We start from the raw sequence: 21,754 nt of genomic DNA, 5'->3' as shown, positions 1-21,754 counted from the left end.
GTCGCGCGGACGGTCACGCGGTGACCGAGTCCTCCGCGCCGTTCGGCTCGTTCGACTCGTTCGGGTCCTGCTCCATCTCCTCCGCCGCTTCCTCCGCGACGCGCTGGCCCGGGATGTCCGCGTCGATGCGGGACGTCATGCGGGCGCGGCGGGCGTCGGCCTTGGCGCTCAGGGCGAGGGCCGCGGCGTTGAAGCGGACCAGGGAAGGCGGGTCGGAGGGGCCCAGGAGGTGCTCCTTGAGCTCCGCGCGGTCCTCGGCGTGCGGGTCGAGCTCCGGGGCGCGCACGGCCTTCAGGAGGGCCGCCACGCCGTCCGCCTCGGGGGTGAGGATCGTCGCCGCGGACGCCGTCGGGAAGCTCGCGCGGAACTCCGCCTCGGACATGCCCGCCGTGTTGGCGACGGCGTACGGCTTCTCGCTGCTGAGCCAGTCGGAGACGACCGAGGAGACGTCGCTGATCAGCAGGTCCGCCTGGTTGAAGCAGGAGAAGATCGCCGGGCGCGAGGAGGTGATGATCTGGTGCTCCCACTCGGGGAAGGAGGCCCAGAACGCGGCTTCCCACGCGGCCGTCGCCGCGGCCACGGCGGCCTGCTGGCCGCCGTCCGGGGAGCTCTGGAGCATCATCCGCTCCTGTTCGTCCGCGCTCTTGCGGAAGCGCCGCGCGGTCAGCCGGTCGAGCTCCTCGGTGCGCCGCGCCAGTTCGGCGGCGGCCTCGGGGCCGGGACGGGCGCCGGAGCGCTTCGCGTTCGCCGCGAGGATCATCGCCTTGATGCGCTCGTTGGCGGCGCCCGCCGCCGGGTTCTGCGAGCCGGTCATCGGGTGCGGCTTGTAGAGGAGGCGCACGCCCGGGTCGGCGAGGAGCTCACGGACGATGTTCTCGCCGGCCAGGACCACCGAGGTGTTGCCGGGGTTGCCGTCCCAGCCCTCCCAGGTGGGGGCGTACAGGACGGTCGTGTACGGGCCGGTGGGCGCGCCGGAGTACGGGCGGATCGGGGAGAGCTGGGGGCGGCCGACCTCGACCACGTCCTTGTCGTCCACGCCGATGTCCGCGAGCTGGTAGCGGTCGCGGGCCGCGGGGCCCGCCACCCACACCTCGTCGTACGCCTTCGCGTAGGGGTTGCAGGAGGAGAGCTTGTCGCTCTCGCCGTGGTTGATGAAGGCGTGCTTGATCGTGGGGATGCGCAGCACCTGGGAGGTCTTCGCGGCGTTCGCCGGGTGCAGCATCATCTTCAGCGTCGACGTCTCCAGGGAGAACATCGTGGCGACCTTCGGGAAGCAGATGATCGGGACGTCGGTCGCGTCGATCTTCTGCACCATGAACCGCTCGCGCAGCACGATCAGCGGCTTGCCGTCGAGCGCGGCGAGCGTGGAGAGCCACATGTTCGCCTGGTACGCGGACGTGGTGCCGCCGGAGAAGTACATGGCGACGGTCGGCTTGTACTCCGCGAGCCACGCGTCGAGCCACTCGATGACCTTCTGGTCGTTCTTCGCCCGCTTCTTCGGCAGCAGCCAGGTGGCGAGGTAGAGCGCGCCGGCGCCCATCAGCGTGATGGAGACGGCGAGCCCGATGCCGCCCCAGTACGCGTCGGTGGTGCCCGCGGTGAGCAGCAGGCCGACCGTGGTCGGGACCGAGAAGGTCAGCAGGCGGTGGGCCTGGCGGCGGGAGAGGATCCGCGGCGGGGCCGCGGTCAGGTGCAGATCCGACGCGTCGATGTTGCGGGTGACGATCGGCAGCGAGCGGGCGCGGCGCACCAGCACGGCGACGGCCTGGCAGCCGAAGTGCAGGGCGTAGAAGCCGAGCAGCGAGATCGTCAGCGGCGACTGCTCGGCCAGCGGCTCTATGCCGTCGATGCGCAGCAGTCCGACCAGGATCAGCATGTCGCGCAGGAGCTGGCGCACCGTGACGTCGAAGCGGATCTTGCCAAGGAGGGAGAGGAGGCCCGGCTGCTTGTACTGCAGATAGATGTCGAGCGCGAGATTCGCGGCGGCCGCGGTGATGAACACCGGGACGATGGGGATCAGCGCGGTCGCGAGCTGTGTCGCGAAGAGCGCGAACATCGCGAACAGCGCTGACAGCTGCACGATGCGTCGTCGGGGGGCGAGTCCGGCAGAGGGCACGGGCGTGGGCTCCTGGCGGGGATGAAGAGGGATGAAGGGAAACTGGGGGGAAGTCGACCACTGACCGTATGACGCGCAGTGGCTCCCTAGCAATCTTCCGTGACATCAATCACCGGATAAAGGGGCAAAGAAGACTGAACCCCGAGGCCGTTTTCTGCCTCTGACTCGAATACGCCTTCCCGCGCCACGTAGATTGCACATCCGGAGCATCGGATCACTTGGGGAAAAGCGTGACAGCGGCAAGGCAGTCAGTGGCAGAGGCCCGGCGGGTCGTCGTCAAGGTGGGGTCGTCGTCCCTGACGACCGCGGCGGGCGGCCTGGACGCAGACCGTGTCGACGCCCTCGTCGACGTACTGGCGAAGAGCAGGAGCGGCGGCGAGCGGGAGATCGTGCTCGTCTCGTCCGGTGCCATCGCCGCCGGCCTCGCCCCGCTGGGGCTCGCGCGGCGCCCCAAGGACCTCGCCCGCCAGCAGGCCGCCGCCAGCGTGGGCCAGGGCCTCCTCGTGGCCCGCTACACCGCTTCCTTCGCGCGCTACGGCGTACGCGTCGGACAGGTCCTCCTGACCTCCGACGACATGGCCCGCAGGGCCCATCACCGCAACGCCTCGCGCACCCTCGACCAGCTCCTCGCGATGGGCGCGCTGCCGGTCGTCAACGAGAACGACACCGTGGCGACCGACGAGATCCGCTTCGGCGACAACGACCGGCTCGCCGCCCTCGTCGCCCACCTGGTCCACGCCGACCTCCTCGTCCTCCTCTCCGACGTCGACGGCCTCTACGACGGCGACCCCGCCAAGCCCGGCACCTCCCGCATCGACGAGGTCACGGGCCCCGCCGACATGGCGCACGTCGAGATCGGCAGCGCGGGCAAGGCGGGCGTCGGCACCGGCGGCATGGTCACCAAGGTCGAGGCGGCGCGGATCGCCGCGGCCGCCGGGATCCCCGTCGTCCTGACCTCCGCGAGCCAGGCGGGCGACGCCCTCGCGGGCCGCGCCACCGGCACGTACTTCCACCGCACCGGACGCCGCTCCGCCGACCGGCTCCTGTGGCTCCAGCACGCCTCCGAGCCGCAGGGCGCGATCACCCTCGACGAGGGCGCCGTGCGCGCGGTCGTGGAGGGCCGCAAGTCGCTGCTGCCGGCCGGGATCGCGGCCGTGGAGGGCGACTTCGGCGCGGGCGACCCGGTGGAGCTGCGGGACGCCGCGGGGAGGCCGGTGGCGCGCGGCCTGGTGAACTTCGACGCCAAGGAGATCCCGATGCTCATCGGGCGCTCCACCCGGGATCTCGCACGCGAACTCGGACCTGCGTACGAGCGGGAGGTCGTGCACCGGGACGACCTGGTCCTGCTCCACGGATAGCCACGGAAAGCCCCAGGTCGCGTCCGACCGGCCGTCCCACCCGCCTCTCACGCCCCGGCTGAAAACCATCGCGGGCGGCCGGCGCCGTCCGGTGCGCGGAAGGTGAAACTCCCCAAAACCGCCCCGCGGGACTGCTTGGCCTGCTCAACTTTGTCGAAGACAGTTCTGCACGACCGTTGCGTATCAGCACCACCATTGCGTAAAGGAGGCCGTCGTGAGACGAGTGCGCCCAGGGGCGGCGTCCCGCGGCTCGGCTGAGCGGACGCTGACGAGCGTCGCCGCGGGAACGGCGTACGAGAACGAGCCGCACGGCGCGCGGGAGAGCGACGCGGCCGAGAGCCAGGAGGGCGAGAGCGCGGCGGCGCCCCGGCTGTGGCACGTCACGCTGAGCGTCTCGGGCGCCGAAGCCCCGCTCGACGAGCTCAGGCGGGGCCTCGAACAGCTCGCCCACGACCACCCCTTTCTCCTCACCAGCAGATACGCGCCGGACCACGCCGAGATCCGCTACTGGGAAGAGGCCCGCGATCTGCACGACGCGGCCGCGGTCGCACTGCGGCTGTGGGGCGAGCACCGGCAGAGCGCGCAGTTGCCGCCGTGGGAGATCGTGGGGCTCGAAGTGATCGGCCGCGACACATACCACCAACGGATCGCAGAGGGTTACGGCCCGTTACCGGCCGCCCCCGTCGGGGTGCACCCCTTTTGAGCCGTCGTCTTTTGAGCCGTCGTCCCACGGGGCCACCGCACCGGTCTCGGGGACTGGAACACCGGGTGAACGCTCGGGGTGCGGGGATTACCCTGCGGGCATGACGTCGCTCTCTCCCGTCTCGCCCTACGACAACCTCTCGCCGGTCGCCCAGGCCGCCTACCGCGCCCGCGGCGCAGCCGCCACGCTCGCCCCGCTGCCGCGCGCCGCCAAGGACGACGCGCTGCTCGCGATCGCCGACGCCCTCGAAGTGCGGACCGCCGAGATCGTCGAGGCCAACGGCAAGGACACCGAGCGTGCCCGCGAGGCCGGAACCAGCGAGTCCGTCGTCGACCGCCTCACCCTCACCCCGGAGCGGGTCCGTGCCATCGCCGCCGACGTGCGCGACGTGGCCGCCCTGCCCGACCCGGTCGGCGAGGTCGTCCGCGGCTCGACCCTCCCCAACGGCATCGACCTGCGCCAGGTCCGCGTCCCCCTCGGCGTCGTCGGGATCATCTACGAGGCCCGCCCGAACGTCACCGTGGACGCGGCCGCCCTCTGCCTCAAGTCCGGCAACGCCGTCCTGCTGCGCGGCTCGTCCTCGGCGTACGCGTCGAACACCGCCCTCGTGCGCGTCCTGCGCGACGCCGTGCACGGCGCGGGACTGCCCGCCGACGCCGTCCAGCTCGTCCCCGGCGAGAACCGCGACTCCGTGCGCGAGCTGATGCGCGCCCGCGGCCTCGTCGACGTCCTCGTCCCGCGCGGCGGCGCCTCGCTGATCAAGACGGTCGTCGAGGAGTCCACCGTCCCCGTCATCGAGACGGGCACCGGCAACTGCCACGTGTACGTGGACGCCGCCGCCGACATCGACATGGCCGTCGACATCCTCATCAACTCCAAGGCCCAGCGTCCCAGCGTCTGCAACGCCGCCGAGACGCTGCTCGTGCACCGCGACATCGCCGACGCGTTCCTGCCGCGCGCCCTGGACGCCCTCGCCGAGGCCGGCGTCACCGTCCACGCCGATGAGCGCGTCCTCACCTACGGCGACGCCTCCAAGGCCACTGTCGTGCCCGCGACCACCGAGGACTGGGAGACCGAGTACCTCTCGTACGACATCGCGGCTGCCGTCGTCGACACCCTGGAGCAGGCGGTCGAGCACATCCGGCTGTGGGCCTCCGGGCACACCGAGGCCATCGTCACCACCTCACAGCAGGCCGCGCGCCGCTTCACCCAGCTCGTCGACTCCACCACGGTCGCCGTCAACGCCTCGACGCGCTTCACCGACGGCGGGCAGTTCGGCTTCGGCGCCGAGATCGGCATCTCCACCCAGAAGCTGCACGCGCGCGGCCCGATGGGGCTGCCCGAGCTGACCTCCACCAAGTACATCGTGACGGGCGACGGTCACGTCCGCTGAATTCCCTTTCCGGCTGCCCAAATCGCCCCCTCCAGGGCTACGCTGGAGGGGTGCCGGAGGACGTGGGGGGCACGCCGTCGTTCCCTGACGGCTGGGAGCCCGACGACGACCGCGACCGCGGGGGTGCGGACGAAGAGTTCGCCTCCGTGGTCTTCGACGAGGATTTCGTACGGGCCGCGGAGATACACGAACCGACCGCCGTGGAACGGCTGTTGGCCGCCGCCCAGGCGCGCGCCGAGGCGTCCGAGGCCGAGGCCCGCCGGGCGCGCACCCGCGGGCGTGGCCCCGACGCGACGGACGACGAGCTCTACGACGACGGCCTCGGCCCCGACGACGGCAGCGAGTTCGGCCGCGACGACGACCTGGACGACGCCTACGAACACATCGCCCGCGGCGAGGGGTACGGCCGCCCGGGCCGCCACCCCGGCCACATCCGCTGGCACCGCCCCATCGCCTGGATGCTCGCCCTCGTGATGGGCATCGGCATGGTCGCCCTCGCCTTCACGGCCGTCTACCGAGGAGCGTCGTCGGGCCGTCAGGAGCAGGTGCCCGCACCCGCCTCGACGGAGGTCGGGCAGAGCGCCGGCAAGGAGAGGGCGCCCAGCCCCTCCGTCTCCGCCGAGTTCGGCAGGTCCGCGGTGCCCGCCGAGCCGCGCACCCCGTGAAGAGTTGACCGAACTTGACGTGTACCAGGGCGTTTACCCGGCGTCCCGGAGACCTACTCTGAAAGTATGGGCGGGCCAGGAGACCCACCCGCAGGGGCGCCCGACGGCGCTCCCGGCGGTGGCGAGGACGAGTACGGGTCGGTTGTCTTCGACGAATCGTTCGTGCGCGCTGCCCGCCTCCAGGAGTTCTCCGCACAGGAGCGCATGGACGACCACACACGCGCCGTGCGCCGCCGCCCCGGACTCCACCGGGGCCTCTCCCGCCAACTCGTCGTCCTCGCCGTGCTGATGGCCATCGCCTTCGGCACGGCGATCTACATGGGCGTACGACAGCCGTATCAGTCCCCGGCGGCCAAGCGCCCCGACCCGCTGCGCATGACGGTGATACCGCTCGCACCCGCGGGCCGCGTGCCCGGCTCGACCAGCGTCGCCCGCCTCTACGCACGCAGCCCGGCCGCACAGCTGAGGGCGGGCGCCGCCGGGATCAACCTCCCCGGAGCGCGCCGCACTTCACACTTCTCGGACAGTCAGGTGATGGCCGCACTGGTCACCGCCAAGGACTACCTGGTCGCGTCCTCACTCGACCCGGACGTCCTCACCGGCGGCTCCGCGCGCCCCGTGCGAATCCTGGTCGACCCGCGGCAACTGGCCCAGTTCGACCGGAGCTTCGCGCACCCGGCGGCCGACGGGCGGCACGCGGCCACCGGCTGGCTGGTGCGGTTCGACCCGGCACGGACCGCACTCGCCGACAAGCGGGTCAGGACCGAGGGCACGATGCGCGTCGAGGAGACCGGCAGGAACACGCTGGAGGTCACCACGGACCACACCTTCGTGTACGCGCTGCGGCCCGCGGGCAAGGCGGCCGACGGGGCCCGCGCCGAGGCGTCCCTGTTCACCGTCCGCCGCGAGCTGCGCTTCCGCTTCGACCGCGACGACCTGCGGATGCACCGGGCCGAGCTGGTCACCTCCGCCACTCAGGCGGGCCCCCTCGCCTGCGACGGCGAGACCGCGAACCACCTGCGCCCGCTGCTCGCCGGGCAGAAGGCGAAGGCGGCGGGCCCGGCCGGCACCGATCCGTACGCGACGGGGGACGCGACGGCGCTGTGCGGATCCCTCGCGGCGTCGGCCCAGCCCTCGCTCTCTCCCTCGTGACCCGGGCCGTTACGGCTGCTTGTCGTCGGTCGCCGAGCCGGTGCCGGAGCCGCCGCCCTGGCCCGTGAACCTCCCGCGCAGCTTGCCGCCGAGGTCCCCCGCGCCGCCCGCGATGTCGTTGACCAGCTTCATCAGAGGGTCCTTGCTGTTGCGCACGTCGTCGGCGTACGCGGAGGCGGACTGCCGGAAGGAGTCGGAGACCGAGGTGTCCCCGTCCTCGTCGCGGCGCGGGTAGTGGCCGTCCATGATGCGCTGGAAGTCACGGGATTCGGCCCACTTCTTCAGCTCGGCGGCGCGGACCGTGGCGAAGGGGTGGGTGCGGGGCAGCACGTTCAGGATCTTCAGGACGGAGTCGCGCAGGTCGCCCCCGGCCTCGTACTCCTCGGCCTGCTCCAGGAACGCGTCCACGTTCATCTCGTGCAGGTGGTTGCCGCCCGCGAGCTTCATCAGGCCGCGCATCGAGGCCTTCAGGTCCTGCCCGACCAGCAGCCCCGCGCGGTCCGCCGACAGCTCGGACTTGCGGAACCACTCGCGCAGCGCCGTCACGATCGCCATGATCGCGACATTGCCGAGCGGGATCCAGGCGACCTTCAGCGCGAGGTTCGTCAGGAACAGCAGGATCGTGCGGTAGACGGAGTGTCCGGAGAGGGCGTGGCCCACCTCGTGGCCGACGACCGCCCGCATCTCCTCCTCGTCGAGCAGCTCCACGAGGCCCGTCGTCACGACGATGATCGGCTCGTCGAGGCCGATGCACATCGCGTTCGGATTCGGGTCCTGGTTCACGTACATCGGCGGGACCTTCTCCAGGTCCAGGATGTAACAGGCGTCCCGCAGCATGGTGTTGAGGTGCGCGAACTGCGCGTCGGACACGCGCACGGAGTCCGACAGGAACAGGAGCCGCAGGCTCCGCTCGGGCAGCAGGCCGCTGAGCGCCTTGAAGACCGTGTCGAAGCCGGTCAGCTTGCGCAGGGCCACCAGGGCCGAGCGGTCCGCCGGGTGCTCGTAGGCCCGTGACGAGATGCCGGGGAAGCGCCTGCGCTGCCGGCTCGGCACGCGCTCGTGGCCCCCGCCGTGGTGGTTGTCGTCGGTCATGCCGCATCCCCCATGTCTCGTCCTCTCCTGCCCCCGAGGTGGGGCCCAGCCTAGGCGGAGATACCGTGACAGGGCAGCACACAGAAGGAGTCTTCCGTCATGGAGCACAATCCTGGGGCCGTCTGGCTCACGGAGGCGGCGAAGGCCGCGGAGCAGCAGGGACCGGGCAATCTGCTGCGGATCGTGCTGATCGTCATGGTCGTCGGATGCGTACTGGTCGGCTGGTTCCTGCTGCGCGGGTACCGGCAGGGGGCCGGGGGCGCGGGCGCCGGGGCCGCCGACAAGGGTGCCTCCGAAGAGGCCTCTGAGGACGCCGGCAAGGGTGCCTCCGAAGAGGCCGACAAGGGTGCCTCCGAAGACGTCGACCACCGCAACGGCTGAGTCGGCGTAAGGCGGAACGGGCCTCCCGCTTACGATGGGCCGGAAATCTTTATGTCCATCCCACCTCCGGATAGGTCCTGCCTGAGATGAGCCTCCACAGCAACGCCGCCCAGCTGGTCACTCTCGCCTCCGAGGGCGGCGAGCACGGCGGCAACCACGAAAGCCTCAGCCCCCTCCTCACCGGCGGCGGCGCCTTCGTCGTCCTCATGCTCCTCCTGTGGATCACCACCCTCTTCAACCGGGACCGCTAAGACAGGGCCGGGACCGGAGCAGGGCCCCTCGACCGGGCCGGTAGGGTCTGCACGCATGGGAGAGCAGGACATGCCTACCGGTCCGGTGAGCAACGGCAAGCGCCGCCTGGGCGTCATGGGCGGAACGTTTGACCCGATCCACCACGGACACCTCGTGGCGGCCAGTGAGGTCGCCGCGCAGTTCCACCTCGACGAGGTGGTGTTCGTGCCCACCGGCCAGCCGTGGCAGAAGAGCGACAAGCAGGTGTCACCTGCCGAGGACCGTTATCTGATGACGGTCATCGCGACCGCCGAGAACCCGCAGTTCTCGGTCAGCCGCATCGACATCGACCGCGGCGGGGCCACCTACACCACGGACACGCTGCGGGATCTGCGTGCCCTCAACCCCGACACGGACCTCTTCTTCATCACGGGCGCCGACGCCCTCGGCCAGATCCTCACCTGGCGGGACACGGAAGAGCTGTTCTCCCTCGCGCACTTCATCGGGGTCACCCGGCCCGGCCACACGCTGGCCGATCCCGGGCTGCCCAAGGGCGGTGTCTCGCTGGTGGAGGTGCCGGCCCTGGCCATCTCGTCCACGGACTGCCGCGCGCGGGTCGCCAAGGGAGACCCGGTCTGGTACCTGGTGCCCGACGGTGTGGTGCGTTATATCGACAAGCGTGAGCTGTACCGCGGCGAATGAGCCGAGAGGGGCACCGGTGAACGACCGACAGTACGACCCTTATGCGGGCAGTGACCCGTATGCGGGCGAGTACGCGGGTGAGTACGCGGCCGACCAGTACCAGGTCGTCGGGTACGACGAGTACGGGCAGCCGGTGTACCAGCTGGTGCAGCAGCAACAACAACAGCAGCAGCAACCGCAGATGCCCCAGCAGTACCAGGGGTACGCGTACGACCCGTATGCCGGTGGGCAGCAGCAGGGCTACGACGCGCAGGGCGCCGCCACGACGTCGTACGACACCGCCTGGGTCCCTCAGCAGCAGCAGTATCAGCCGCAAGCGGCTCCGGCTCCCGTTCCGGCTCCGGCTCCGGAACCCGAACGTGCGCCCGAACCGGAACCGGCACCGAAACCCGAGTACAAGACCGAGCAGTTCTCCTTCATCGAGGAGCCGGACGAGGACTCCGAAGACGTCATCGACTGGCTGAAGTTCACCGAGAGCCGCACCGAGCGGCGCGAGGAGGCCAAGCGGCGCGGGCGTTCCCGGGTCGTCGCGCTCGTCGTGGCCCTCGCCCTGGTGGTCGCGGGCGGCGTCGGCTACCTGTGGTTCGCGGGCATGCTGCCCGGCCAGTCGGACGGCGAGGACGGCGCGGGCGCTGCGGCCGGGCCGCAGAAGCGCGACGTGATCGTCCTGCACCTGCACAACACCAAGGGCAAGGGCACCTCCACCGCGCTCCTGGTGAACAACACCACCACCAAGCAGGGCGCCACCGTCCTGCTGCCCAACTCCCTCGCCGTGACGGACGACAACGGCACGGCGACCACGCTCGGCAAGTCCGTCGACGAGGACGGCTCGACCGGCACCCGCGAGTCGCTCGACACGGTGCTCGGCACGCAGGTCGAGGGCACCTGGCGGCTCGACACCCCGTACCTGAACAACCTCGTCGAGCTCGTCGGCAACATCGACGTCGACACCGACACGGATGTGCCGGACCCGAAGGCGAAGAACGGCGAGGCGCCCCTCGTCAAGAAGGGCGAGCAGCAGACCCTGAGCGGGCCGATGGCCGTCGCGTACGCCACCTATCGCGCACCCGGCGAGACGGAGACCGACCAGCTGAACCGCTTCGGAGAGGTGATGCGGGGCGTCCTGCGCAAGCTCTCCTCGGACCCGCAGGCCGCCACGACCACCGTGCAGTCGCTCGCGCAGATCCTCGACCCCTCGCTGGAGGAGAAGGACCTCGGCGCCTTCCTCGCCAAGCTCGCCGACCGCGCCAAGGGCGGCGACTACAAGACGTCGCTGCTGCCGGTGCGGCAGGACGGCACGCTGACCGAGCAGGCCGGCGAGACGGTGGTCAAGGACATCCTCGGCGGCACGGTGAAGAGCCCGGAGGAGGGCGCGGCCCTGCGGGTCGGGGTGCGCAACGCCTCGGGGAAGAAGACGGCGGGCGAGGACGCCCGGGTCGCTCTGGTCAACGGCGGCTACACCTTCATCGACGGCGGCACGGGCTCCGCGGCCCGGCCCGCCTCGGAGGTCACCTACGCCGACGCGGGCAAGAAGGCGCAGGCCACCGAGGTCGCGAAGACCCTCGGCCTGCCCGCGAGCGCCGTCCGCAAGGGCAGGACGGCGGCGAACGCCGATGTCTCCGTGGTCCTCGGACAGGACTACCGCACCGGCTAGAGGGGCGGCGCCCGAGGCGGTGACGTAATCGTCTGGGGCGCTGTCGGCGGTCCGTGAGACCCTTGGGGTGTATCCACCAGCCGAAGGAAAGCTCTCTAGTGACCGCCACGGACCGCTCCATCGAGCTCATCAACGTCGCCGCCCAGGCGGCTGCCGACAAGCTCGCGCACGACATCATCGCGTACGACGTCAGCGACGTGCTGTCGATCACGGACGCGTTCCTGCTCGCCTCCGCTCCCAACGACCGCCAGGTCAAGTCGATCGTCGACGAGATCGAGGAGCAGCTGAACAAGCAGCTCGGCGCCAAGCCGGTCCGCCGCGAGGGGGACCGCGACGCCCGCTGGATCCTCCTCGACTACGTGGACATCGTGGTGCACGTCCAGCACAGCGAGGAGCGTGTCTTCTACGCCCTCGAGCGCCTGTGGAAGGACTGCCCCGAGATCGGCCTGCCCGAGGACGCCAAGGCCACCCGCGGCAAGGCCGCCGAGCACGCCGAGCAGCGGGCCGCGGAGGAGGCCGACCTGGACGGGGAGCTGCGGTGAGCAACCGCGGCTGCCGGATCATCCTGTGGCGGCACGGCCAGACGGCCTGGAACCTGGAGCGCCGCTTCCAGGGCTCCACGGACATCGAGCTGACCGAGACGGGCGTCGCCCAGGCCAAGCGCGCCGCCCGGCTGCTCGCCTCCCTGAAGCCGGACGCCATCGTCGCCTCCGACCTCAGGCGCGCGGCGGCCACGGCCGCCGAGCTCGCCGCGGTCACCGGCCTCACCGTCACGCACGAGGAGTCCCTCCGGGAGACGTACGCGGGCGAGTGGCAGGGCCTGACGCACGACGAGATCATCGCCCGCTTCGGCGAGCAGTACGCGGCGTGGAAGCGCGGCGAGGCGGTGCGCAGGGGCGGCGGCGAGCTGGAGACCGAGGTGGCCGACCGGGCCGCGCCGGTCGTCCTGCGCCATGCCGAGAAGCTGCCCGCGGACGGCACGCTGGTGGTGGTCAGCCACGGCGGCACGATCCGCACCACGATCGGCCGCCTCCTCGGCCTGGAGCCCCACCACTGGGAGGGCCTCGGCGGCCTGACCAACTGCTGCTGGTCGGTCCTCGGCCAGGGCGCGCGAGGCTGGCGCCTCCTTGAGCACAACGCCGGCACGCTGCCGGAGCCGGTGCTCGGCGACGACGACTGAGGCCCGGGCGGGCGTCCGGACCCGGATTTCACATTCCGGCTGGTCGCAGGCTAAAGTTCTTCTTGTTCGCCCGCCGAGCGGGAAGAACGCAAGGGGCTATAGCTCAGTTGGTAGAGCGCCTGCATGGCATGCAGGAGGTCAGGAGTTCAATTCTCCTTAGCTCCACAGTCCGGAAATCCCGTCCCCACCAGGGGGCGGGATTTTTCTGTGTGCTCCGCCACGACCTCTTCACCCCGGTCCGCGCAGACCGTGGCAGAATCGGACGGCCGGAAGGGGACGCAGCCCGACGGGAGGGAGAGCGCGATGCCTGCGAGCATCCTCGGAGAGGTCGACCGCCTCTCCGAAGCGGCGGACGTACGAGAACGGCCCGTGCCCCGCACGCTCCTCGACTGCCCTTCCTGCGGCTCGTCCCACGTCGCTCAAGTGCTCGGTGACAACGGCGGAATCTCGTACGTGTGCACCGCCTGCGGCCACAGCTGGAGCTGATCGATGGGTGCACACAGGCGGAAGTGCGACTGGTGCGGCAGTGGCACACCGATCGTCCGCGACATGGAGCCGGTCAACCAGGAGTACCAGTACTGGTGCGAGGAATGCGCACGGGCGCTGATCATAAAAGGCGACCCCATCGAGACGTACCGCGAGCTCGAGGGGGAGCCGATCTACGGTCGGCTGCTGGACGAACACTGCACGCTCAAACGGTTCTACTCGTTCGCGACCGCGTGACCGCCACCGCCGTCACCAGCAGAAACGCGAAAGCGGTCACTATGTAGAGGGCGGACAGCGCCATCTGCCCGTGGTTCTGGGCGAGTTCGAGCCGTCCTTCGCCGTGCGGCACCCACCACAGGGCGTACGAGCAGAAGACCAGGGACGCGGCCCCGGCGCCCGCCCACCGCCGCCGGCCGCCCCGGCGCCTCGCCTCCGCCCCCAGGAGCAGCACCATCGGCACGCACCACACCCAGTGGTGCGACCACGACACCGGGCTCACCAGGAGCGCGGTCGCCGCACAGGCGAGGACGGCCCGGGCGCGCTCCCCGCGCAGCGCGGCGGCCACCGCGACCGCGAGGCCGAGCGTGCCGGCCGCGGCGGCGGCCAGGGCCCAGGGGGCACCGGGCTCCCCGGTGTGCAGGAGCCGGGCCAGGACGCCGCGCAGCGACTGGTTCGCGGTGTCCTCGGCGAACCCGACCCGGCCCGCCTCGAAGACCATCCGGGTCCAGAAGCGCCACGAGTCGTACGGCAGGACGGCGGCCGCGAGGACCGTCGCACCGGCGAAGGAGACGGCGGCCACGCACGCGTGGCGCACGGCCGCCCGCCACGGCCCGCGCCGCACGGCCTCCGCGGCCCCCGTGAGCAGCAGCAGCGCCCCGAAGAGCGCGGGCGTGAGCTTGACCGCCGCCGCCACCCCGATGCCCACGCCCGCCCAGCGGTGACCGGGGCGCCGCGTCAGGTCCCACAGGACGAGGACGGCGAGCAGCAGATTGATCTGCCCGTAGCGCAGCGTCGTCCACACCGGCTCGCACCAGACGGCGAGGGCGGACGCCCACAGAACGCTCTCCACGCGCGCGTGCCGCTCGCCGTGGACCAGTCGCAGGGAGAGGTGCACGAAGACGATCAGGAGCAGCAGGTTGCCCAGCGTCGCGAGCGTGCGCATGTCCGCCGGGTCGAGGAGCGTGAGCGGGGTGAAGAGCAGCGCGGCGAACGGCGGGTAGGTGGTGGGCAGCTGGGCGTCGGTGGCGCGCAGCGCGTAGAGGTCGCCGCCCGCGCGCACCGTCTCGCCCTCGGCCCGGTAGACCATCAGGTCGATCATCGAGACGTCGGCGGCGCGCTGCGCGAGCCAGCAGGCCGTGAGGGAGAGCAGACAGCCCCCGGCGGCCAGCGGCACCCGGCGACGGGCGGCGGCGGGCGCGGTCATGGACACGGGCACGGTCACGGAGGCTGACAGTACCGGGCGTATCGCCCGGTATCCGCCCAGACCGGAAACGATTTGGTGGAGCAGGGGTATGACCGTGTAATGTTGGCGGAGCCGCCGGGGAAACCGGGCGGACAAGCAAGGGGCTATAGCTCAGTTGGTAGAGCGCCTGCATGGCATGCAGGAGGTCAGGAGTTCAATTCTCCTTAGCTCCACAGGATATGAGCGGGCCACCCGGATCGGGTGGCCCGCTCTTTCGTTGTCGTGGCCTTCTGGGTCACACTCCTCTGGCCGCCGCTACTGCCTTCCGCTGCCGAGCGCGCGGCGGCCCCGGCCCGGCGGGAGCGCGGCCGGCAGCGTCCGGGGTGTCGGCGGGGCCGTCTTGGGGGCCTCCTCGATGCGCAGCGCGAGCGCGGGGCAGCGGCGCACCGCGCGGGTGGCGCGCGCTTCGGAGTAGCGCGGTACGGACGCCTCCGCCACCGAGGGGAAGCCGTCCGGGCCCAGTTGGATGAGTTCGGGGACGATGTCCGCGCACAGCCCGTGGCCCTGGCAGAGCGTCCAGTCGACGGCGAGCTTGCGGCCACTGGGGGGCTCCGCCCGGGGCGCGTCCGCCTGGAGGGGCAGGACTCCCGCGACGGGGCGGCCGCAGCCGCCGCCCAGGACGTGGGCCGCCAGATCGTCCGTGAACGCCGAGATCGACGACTCCAGGAAGGCCGCCGAGCCGTCCGGGTGTTTGCACGCGCCGCGCCACTTCACGGCCCGGGTCACCTCGCGCAGCGCCTCTAGGGCGGTCGGCCCGCCGCCCTGGAGCACGTCGGCGAGGCCGCGGGCCGCCGCGGGCAGCCCGAGGTAGCAGGGGCCGCACTGCCCCGAGCTCTCGGCGGCCAGCCAGTGCGCGACCCGCAGCGACTCCCCGAGCGGGCAGGTTTCCGCGCCGATCGGCAGGATCGCGCCCGCGCCGAGCGCGCCGCCGCAGGCGTCCAGGGAGGCGCGTGAGACGACCGCGTCGTGCGCCGTCATGCCGTCGAGCCACTTGCCGTGATAGCCGCCCGTCAGCACGCCCTGCGGGAGCGCGGGTGCGCCGGCGAGTTCGAGGACGTACCGCAGCGGCACCCCGGTGGGTACCTCGACGACCATCGGCCGTGCGACCGCTCCGGAGAGGGTCAGCAGGACCGTGCCGGGCTCGTCGCGCAGGCCGGTGCGGCAGTAGCGTTCGGCGCCCGCCCGTGCGGCGACGGCGAGCTGCGCGAAGGTCTCCGCGTTGGAGAGGAGGGTGGGGGCGCCGCCCACTCCGGAGTCGGACGTCCGCGCCTTGCGGCCCGGCGGCAGGGGAGGCCCGCCGTCCGCCGAGCGGACGAGGGCGGAGGACTCTCCGGAGACCATGCGTACGGGATTGCGCTGCACGCGCGCGCGCAGGGCCGGGCCGCGCCGGTTGCCGAGGCCCCGCTCGGCCAGCGCGGTGCGCATGGAGGCCTCGGTGGAGTCGCGGGTCACGCCGACGACCAGCGTGCGCGCCCCGATGGCCTCGGCGGCGAGCAGTGCGCCGTCCAGGATGAGGTGCGGGGCGCGGTTGATCAGGACGGTGTCCTTGCGGCAGGCGGGCTCGTCCTCGCTGCCGTTGACGACGACCACGGGGCGTATACCGCGACGTATCGCCGCGTCGGCGACGGCCCGCAGCTTCTGGGCGAAGGGGAAGCCCGCGCCGCCCCGGCCGCGCAGCGCGATGTGCTCGGCGAGGCGGGCGAGGGGTTCGCCCGCCATGGGTTCCAGGGGGCCGTGGACCTTCAGGTGCATGCCGAGGTCGAGGCGTTCGACGAGATCGAAGCCGGAGGTGAGCAGGGGCAGGCCGACGACGCGGACCTCCGGGACATCGGGCAGCGAGGCGTTCACGGGTGGCCTCCGGTGGCGGCGTTCCAGGGCTCGCCCGCGCCGGGGGCCTGGAAGGGCCTCGGCAGTGGTTCGGTGGCGGGGCCGCTGTCGTACGCGGGGCCGAGGGGCGCGTCGTACGAGGGGTCGTAGACGGGCTGGGGGGTGGTGTCGTACGTGGGCGGGGGCGCGATGTAGGGCGATTCGGCGGGTGGTGGTGGGCAGGGCGTCGGCCAGTGGCCGGCGGGGTCGGTGCGGGGCGGGGGGACGGTGGGGTGCGGGGGAGCGGTCGGGGCCAGCGCGCGGTAGGCCGCCGAGATACCGGCGACCGGCTCCGGCGAGGGGGTGGGGGCGGTCGTGCCGGGCAGCGGGGTGGAGGCGGTGTCCCGCGCGGGCGGCTCGGCCCGCAGGGGGGCGTCGCGGTGCGGCCGTGGCGCGGCGCCGCGTTCCGGTTCGAGCAGGGCGAGGATCCGGGCGGCGACCTTCCGCTTGACCGGGCGCGGCGCCGCGCGAAGGGCGACGGCACCGGCGACCCCGGCCAGGCACAGGGCGTACAGCGCGACCACCCACCCCTTCGGGGGGCGGCCCGCGTACAGGCCGTGGACCAGCCCCGCGCACCAGGCGGGGTAGGCGAGCATGTGCAGCGCCCGCCAGCGCGAGGCGATCCGCGCGGGAGAGGCGAAGGCGCTGCGCAGGGCGCCGGTGACAGCTGTGGCGAGCATGAGCAGGCCCGCGAGCGAGCCGAGGCCGATGAGTCCGGCGCTGCCGGTGACGCCGAGCCCGAACGGCATGAGGGCGCCGAACAGCGACACGTGGTCGAGCGCCACCTTGACGGTGCCGTGCAGCAGCAGGAAGCCGACGGAGGCGATCGCGGTGGTGCGGTGCACGGCCTGGGCGAGCAGGCGCTGTCGGGGATGCAGGAACAGGCGGTCCGTGGCGACCAGGCCCCAGACGACGGCGGCGGTCAGGCAGACCAGGGAGAGGACGCCGGTGGTGAAGTCGAGGGCGTCCCGCAGGCCGTCGCTGCCCGCGAGGACGAGCAGGGGTATCAGCAGCAGGGCTCCGGTACCGAGCAGAGCACTCTTGCGGTGGAGGTGCAGAGGGTTCATGGGGGCGGCTCCGAAATGGTTCGGTCCCGCCGCATGCTAAGTCGCTCCATACCGGTGGGTACGGGATTTGAGTTATTGCGTTGTTATCAAAGTGCGACACGATCTTGGTGTTGCCCCGATAGTGGGCGGTACGCGGAGTAACCCATGGCCAATGCCTGGGTCGGCGGCAATGCGGCGGCAGTACGGGGTGCATCGCGGCTCCCGGACGGCGTAAGGGGAAGCTCGTCGCGGGCCGCGGGAGGGCTGCGGTACCCTGACGCCATGCGTGCCGTACGCCTTCTGCTTAGCGGGCCGCGCTGATCAGTCCCGACCGCCGGTGAATCGCGGTCGGAATCGGCGCGGCGTCCCCTCCTGTGCGAGGGGCATTTTTATTTGGCCCGACAGGCCGATTCCGCAGGCAGAGACGATCGATGGAGCTTTGAGGATCATGAGCGAGACGAATTCTGCTGCCGCCTCCGAGGTGGCCGCGCCGCACCGCTATACGGCCGCTCTGGCCGCCGAGATCGAGGCACGCTGGCAGGACTTCTGGGACGCCGACGGCACCTATGAGGCGCCGAACCCGAGCGGCGACATGGCCGCGCGGGACGAGGCGGAGGCCGCGCTGGTGGCCAAGCCCAAGAAGTTCATCATGGACATGTTCCCGTACCCCTCCGGAGCGGGCCTGCACGTCGGCCACCCGCTGGGCTACATCGCCACGGACGTCTTCGCACGCTTCCAGCGCATGACCGGGCACAACGTCCTGCACACCCTGGGCTTCGACGCCTTCGGCCTGCCCGCCGAGCAGTACGCCGTGCAGACGGGCACCCACCCGCGCGTGTCCACCGAGGCCAACATCGAGAACATGAAGGCCCAGCTGCGCGCGCTGGGCCTGGGGCACGACAAGCGGCGCTCGTTCGCGACGATCGACCCCGAGTATTACAAGTGGACCCAGTGGATCTTCGTCCAGATCTTCAACTCCTGGTACGACGCCGACGCCGCGAAGGCCCGCCCGATCGCCGACCTGGTCGCCCAGTTCGAGAGCGGTGACCGTGCCGTACCGGGCACCACGCGCGCGTGGAGCGAGCTGGACGCCGCCGAGCGCGCCGACGTACTGAGCCAGTACCGCCTGGCCTACGCCTCCGACGCGCCCGTCAACTGGTGCCCCGGCCTGGGCACCGTCCTGGCCAACGAGGAAGTCACCGCCGACGGCCGCTCCGAGCGCGGCAACTTCCCCGTCTTCAAGGCCAAGCTGCGCCAGTGGAACATGCGCATCACGGCCTACGCCGACCGGCTGCTGGACGACTTGGACGCGCTGGACTGGCCCGACGCCATCAAGTTGCAGCAGCGCAACTGGATTGGCCGCTCCGAAGGCGCCCGCGTGAACTTCCCCGTGGGCACCGAAGGCGACGCGATCACCGTCTTCACCACCCGCCAGGACACCCTGTTCGGCGCCACCTACATGGTCCTGGCGCCCGAGCACGACCTGGTCGACAAGGTCGTCCCGGCGGCCTGGCCCGAGGGCACGCACGAGGTGTGGACCGGCGGCCACGCCACGCCCGCCGAGGCCGTCGCCAAGTACCGCGCCTTCGCCGCGTCGAAGTCCGACGTGGAGCGCCAGGCCGACGCCAAGGAGAAGACCGGCGTCTTCACCGGCGTCTACGCCACCAACCCGGTCAGCGGCGAGCAGGTCCCCGTCTTCATCGCCGACTACGTCCTGACGGGGTACGGCACCGGCGCCATCATGGCCGTCCCGGCCCACGACAGCCGCGACTTCGCCTTCGCGCGCGCCTTCAACCTGCCGATGCGCTGCGTGGTGGAGCCGTCGGACGACCGGGGCACCGACACGCGCGCGTGGGACGACGCCTTCTCCTCCTATGAGGCGAAGCTGATCAACTCCTCGAACCAGGAGATCTCCCTGGACGGCCTGGACGTGGCGAGCGCCAAGGCCCGCATCACCGGCTGGCTGGCCACCCGCGGCATCGGCGAGGGCACCGTCAACTTCCGCCTGCGCGACTGGCTGTTCAGCCGCCAGCGCTACTGGGGCGAGCCCTTCCCGATCGTCTACGACGAGGACGGCATCGCCCACTCGCTGCCCGAGTCGATGCTGCCCCTGGAGCTGCCGGAGGTCGACGACTACTCCCCGCGGACCTTCGACCCGGACGACGCGGACACCTCTCCGGAGACGCCGCTCTCCCGCAACGAGGACTGGGTCAACGTCACCCTGGACCTGGGCGACGGCCCGCGCACCTACCGCCGCGAGACCAACACCATGCCCAACTGGGCGGGTTCCTGCTGGTACGAGCTGCGCTACCTGGACCCGCGCAACAACGAGCAGCTGGTCGACCCGTCCGTCGAGCAGTACTGGATGGGCCCGCGCGAGGGGCAGCCGACCGGCGGCGTCGACCTGTACGTGGGCGGCGCCGAGCACGCGGTGCTGCACCTGCTGTACGCGCGCTTCTGGTCGAAGGTCCTGTTCGACCTGGGCCACATCTCGTCCGCCGAGCCGTTCCACAAGCTGTACAACCAGGGCATGATCCAGGCCTACGTCTACCGGGACAGCCGCGGCTTCCCGGTGCCGGCCGCCGAGGTCGAGGAGCGCGACGGCAAGTTCTTCTTCGAGGGCGAGCCGGTCAAGCGCGAGCTGGGCAAGATGGGCAAGTCCCTGAAGAACGCGGTCACGCCGGACGAGATCTGCGACGAGTACGGCGCGGACACCCTGCGCCTGTACGAGATGGCGATGGGCCCCCTGGACGTGTCGCGCCCCTGGGACACGCGCGCGGTCGTCGGCCAGTACCGCCTGTTGCAGCGGCTGTGGCGCCTGATCGTCGACGAGTCGACCGGTGAGGTCACCGTCGCGGACGTCGCCGAGTCCGACATCGACGAGGCCACCCTGCGCGCCCTGCACAAGGCGATCGACGGCGTCCGCCAGGACCTGGACGGCATGCGGTTCAACACCGCCATCGCCAAGATCACCGAGCTGAACAACCACCTGACGAAGGTGGGCGGCACGGTGCCGCGGTCCGTCGCGGAGCGCCTGGTGCTGCTGATCGCGCCGCTGGCCCCGCACATCGCCGAGGAGCTGTGGCGCAGGCTGGGCCACACCGACTCGGTCGTCCACCAGGACTTCCCGGTCGCCAACCCGGCGTACGTCGTGGACGAGTCCGTGACCTGCGTCGTGCAGATCAAGGGCAAGGTCAAGGCGCGCCTGGAGGTCCCCCCGTCGATCTCCGACGCGGAGCTGGAGAAGGTGGCGCTGGCCGACGAGAGGGTCGTGGCCGCGCTGGACGGAGCGGGCATCCGCAAGGTGATCGTGCGGGCGCCGAAGCTGGTGAACATCGTTCCCGCGTGACGGTTCGCGCGTGACGGTTCGCGCGTGACGGCTCGCGCGTGACGGTTCGCGCGTAGCGGTATAGGGGTCTTCCCTTACGGGCAGGTTGGGGGTTCCGCTGGAACCTCCGGCCTGCCTTCTCCGTTTACGGTGGAGGAGTCGCTGGAGCGGACATCGCTGGAGCGCGCTGGACCGGATCCGGAAAGGAGCGTCATGGGAGCCCTGGGCGCAGTCGTGGCGCTGCTGTTCGTGCTGTTCTTGGTGCTGGGTATCTACGCGACGGTGAAGGTCGTCAAGGCGGCCAAGCGAGGTGTGGACCGCACCATCACGGAGGCCCGCCGGACCGTGGAGGACACCACGCTGCGGGCCAAGAGCCTCGCGCAGACCGGCAGCGCCGGGGAACTGGCGCAGCTGCGCCTCTCCTTGCGCACCTCCATGCGGGCCACGCAGGACGTCCTCCAGGCGGGGGCTCCCGACGACGCCTCGCTGAAGGAGACCCTGCAACTGTTCGACCGGCTCAGCGTCCACGGACACGAGCTGGACGACGAGCTCCGTCGTCTTGAGCGCGACCCGGACAAGGCGGCTCTGGCCGAGCGGCTTCCCGCGCTGCGGGAGCGCACGGAACAGATCACGAAGGCCGCCGACTCCCTGCGGTGGTCGGCGCGCGACCGGGCCCGCCGCTTCGCCGACGACGACCTGGACTCGCTGAGCACCCAGATCGACATGGAGGCGGGCGCCCTGCGGCACTGGACGACGGAGCCGGCGCCCGAGCCGGAAGAGTCCGAGGCGGCCCGTCGGGCGGCCCAGGAGCCGACGCGGCCCGCGATCACTCCGCCCGGCGCGCGGGTGACCTATCCGTGGGAGAAGAAGACCAAGCCCGAGAGCACGACCTGATCCGCCCGGCGCCGCAGCACCGGGGCGGGGAGGGGCCGGACTGCC

At 71.5% G+C, this 21,754-nt stretch carries 20 protein-coding genes and 2 tRNA genes; 17 read left to right on the top strand and 5 right to left on the bottom strand.

All coding sequences use genetic code 11. The features are described 5' to 3' along the window. Positions 1-13 precede the first annotated feature (13 nt). Entirely contained in the window at positions 14-2,116 is a 2,103-nt protein-coding gene (locus tag ACZ4Z4_RS02405) for a hypothetical protein (protein WP_468321046.1), read from the bottom strand. Positions 2,117-2,367: 251 nt separating this feature from the next. On the opposite strand from ACZ4Z4_RS02405, the gene proB reads away from it, so the two are divergent. The 5 genes from proB to ACZ4Z4_RS02380 all read left to right on the top strand — a co-directional run bounded on the left by proB (position 2,368) and on the right by ACZ4Z4_RS02380 (position 7,387). Then, positions 2,368-3,474, top strand: coding sequence for a glutamate 5-kinase (gene proB, locus ACZ4Z4_RS02400; RefSeq protein ID WP_468321043.1), 1,107 nt, complete (start codon positions 2,368-2,370; stop codon positions 3,472-3,474). A 223-nt stretch (positions 3,475-3,697) separates the two neighbouring features. Next, a complete protein-coding gene (locus tag ACZ4Z4_RS02395; protein ID WP_468322078.1) occupies positions 3,698-4,177 on the top strand; it encodes a hypothetical protein in 480 nt (159 codons plus the stop codon). Between the two features lie 100 nt (positions 4,178-4,277). Then, the gene (locus ACZ4Z4_RS02390; RefSeq protein ID WP_468321042.1) at positions 4,278-5,570 is read left to right on the top strand and encodes a glutamate-5-semialdehyde dehydrogenase; all 1,293 of its coding nucleotides are present in this window, start codon (positions 4,278-4,280) and stop codon (positions 5,568-5,570) included. A gap of 50 nt (positions 5,571-5,620) precedes the next feature. Next, the gene (locus ACZ4Z4_RS02385) at positions 5,621-6,235 is read left to right on the top strand and encodes an SCO2584 family spore wall biosynthesis protein (protein WP_468321039.1); all 615 of its coding nucleotides are present in this window, start codon (positions 5,621-5,623) and stop codon (positions 6,233-6,235) included. A 66-nt stretch (positions 6,236-6,301) separates the two neighbouring features. Then, entirely contained in the window at positions 6,302-7,387 is a 1,086-nt protein-coding gene (locus ACZ4Z4_RS02380) for an SCO2583 family membrane protein (RefSeq protein ID WP_468321038.1), read from the top strand. A 9-nt stretch (positions 7,388-7,396) separates the two neighbouring features. On the opposite strand, the gene ACZ4Z4_RS02375 is transcribed toward ACZ4Z4_RS02380, so the two are convergent. After that, entirely contained in the window at positions 7,397-8,479 is a 1,083-nt protein-coding gene (locus ACZ4Z4_RS02375; RefSeq protein WP_468321036.1) for a M48 family metallopeptidase, read from the bottom strand. A 99-nt stretch (positions 8,480-8,578) separates the two neighbouring features. On the opposite strand from ACZ4Z4_RS02375, the gene ACZ4Z4_RS02370 reads away from it, so the two are divergent. The 9 genes from ACZ4Z4_RS02370 (at position 8,579) to ACZ4Z4_RS02330 (ending at position 13,350) form a co-directional block, all read left to right on the top strand. Next, positions 8,579-8,860, top strand: a complete 282-nt coding sequence (locus ACZ4Z4_RS02370) for a hypothetical protein (RefSeq protein WP_468322152.1) — start codon at positions 8,579-8,581, stop codon at positions 8,858-8,860. Between the two features lie 86 nt (positions 8,861-8,946). Then, positions 8,947-9,111 (top strand): hypothetical protein, encoded by a 165-nt coding sequence (locus ACZ4Z4_RS02365; protein ID WP_362995757.1) that lies wholly within the window; start codon positions 8,947-8,949, stop codon positions 9,109-9,111. A 55-nt stretch (positions 9,112-9,166) separates the two neighbouring features. Beyond that, the gene (gene nadD / locus ACZ4Z4_RS02360) at positions 9,167-9,793 is read left to right on the top strand and encodes a nicotinate-nucleotide adenylyltransferase (protein WP_356262450.1); all 627 of its coding nucleotides are present in this window, start codon (positions 9,167-9,169) and stop codon (positions 9,791-9,793) included. A 16-nt stretch (positions 9,794-9,809) separates the two neighbouring features. Beyond that, a complete protein-coding gene (locus ACZ4Z4_RS02355) occupies positions 9,810-11,447 on the top strand; it encodes a LytR C-terminal domain-containing protein (protein ID WP_468321033.1) in 1,638 nt (545 codons plus the stop codon). 98 nt (positions 11,448-11,545) lie between these two features. Further along, on the top strand, positions 11,546-11,989 hold the full coding sequence (gene rsfS, locus ACZ4Z4_RS02350; RefSeq protein WP_398297710.1) for a ribosome silencing factor: 444 nt from the start codon (positions 11,546-11,548) through the stop codon (positions 11,987-11,989). After that, positions 11,986-12,627, top strand: coding sequence for a histidine phosphatase family protein (locus tag ACZ4Z4_RS02345; protein WP_468321031.1), 642 nt, complete (start codon positions 11,986-11,988; stop codon positions 12,625-12,627). Before rsfS ends, ACZ4Z4_RS02345 begins: the two co-directional genes overlap by 4 nt. Positions 12,628-12,719: 92 nt before the next feature. Beyond that, positions 12,720-12,792 (top strand) — tRNA-Ala (locus ACZ4Z4_RS02340). Between the two features lie 138 nt (positions 12,793-12,930). Beyond that, a complete protein-coding gene (locus ACZ4Z4_RS02335) occupies positions 12,931-13,113 on the top strand; it encodes a hypothetical protein (protein WP_362995749.1) in 183 nt (60 codons plus the stop codon). Between the two features lie 3 nt (positions 13,114-13,116). Then, complete coding sequence (locus tag ACZ4Z4_RS02330; protein ID WP_306334254.1) at positions 13,117-13,350, top strand: hypothetical protein; 234 nt, start codon at positions 13,117-13,119, stop codon at positions 13,348-13,350. Here ACZ4Z4_RS02330 and ACZ4Z4_RS02325 read toward each other — a convergent pair. Further along, entirely contained in the window at positions 13,319-14,536 is a 1,218-nt protein-coding gene (locus ACZ4Z4_RS02325; protein ID WP_468322075.1) for a glycosyltransferase 87 family protein, read from the bottom strand. The two genes, ACZ4Z4_RS02330 and ACZ4Z4_RS02325, sit on opposite strands and share 32 nt — an antisense overlap. A gap of 139 nt (positions 14,537-14,675) precedes the next feature. Between ACZ4Z4_RS02325 and ACZ4Z4_RS02320 the strand changes: the two genes are divergently transcribed. Further along, positions 14,676-14,748, top strand: a tRNA-Ala gene (locus tag ACZ4Z4_RS02320). A gap of 82 nt (positions 14,749-14,830) precedes the next feature. Here the strand turns inward: ACZ4Z4_RS02320 and ACZ4Z4_RS02315 are convergent. Next, on the bottom strand, positions 14,831-16,423 hold the full coding sequence (locus ACZ4Z4_RS02315) for a ferredoxin (protein WP_468321027.1): 1,593 nt from the start codon (positions 16,421-16,423) through the stop codon (positions 14,831-14,833). Further along, positions 16,420-17,508, bottom strand: a complete 1,089-nt coding sequence (locus tag ACZ4Z4_RS02310) for a hypothetical protein (protein ID WP_468321024.1) — start codon at positions 17,506-17,508, stop codon at positions 16,420-16,422. The genes ACZ4Z4_RS02315 and ACZ4Z4_RS02310 overlap by 4 nt, the downstream gene beginning before the upstream one ends. 427 nt (positions 17,509-17,935) lie before the next feature. On the opposite strand from ACZ4Z4_RS02310, the gene leuS reads away from it, so the two are divergent. Both leuS and ACZ4Z4_RS02300 read left to right on the top strand, forming a co-directional pair. After that, a complete protein-coding gene (leuS, locus tag ACZ4Z4_RS02305; RefSeq protein ID WP_468321022.1) occupies positions 17,936-20,836 on the top strand; it encodes a leucine--tRNA ligase in 2,901 nt (966 codons plus the stop codon). A gap of 192 nt (positions 20,837-21,028) precedes the next feature. Next, complete coding sequence (locus tag ACZ4Z4_RS02300; RefSeq protein WP_468321020.1) at positions 21,029-21,709, top strand: hypothetical protein; 681 nt, start codon at positions 21,029-21,031, stop codon at positions 21,707-21,709. Positions 21,710-21,754 lie beyond the last annotated feature (45 nt).

It is taken from the genome of Streptomyces sp. NPDC030245, from assembly GCF_055572995.1.
This window is presented reverse-complemented; position numbering and strand designations above follow the sequence as displayed.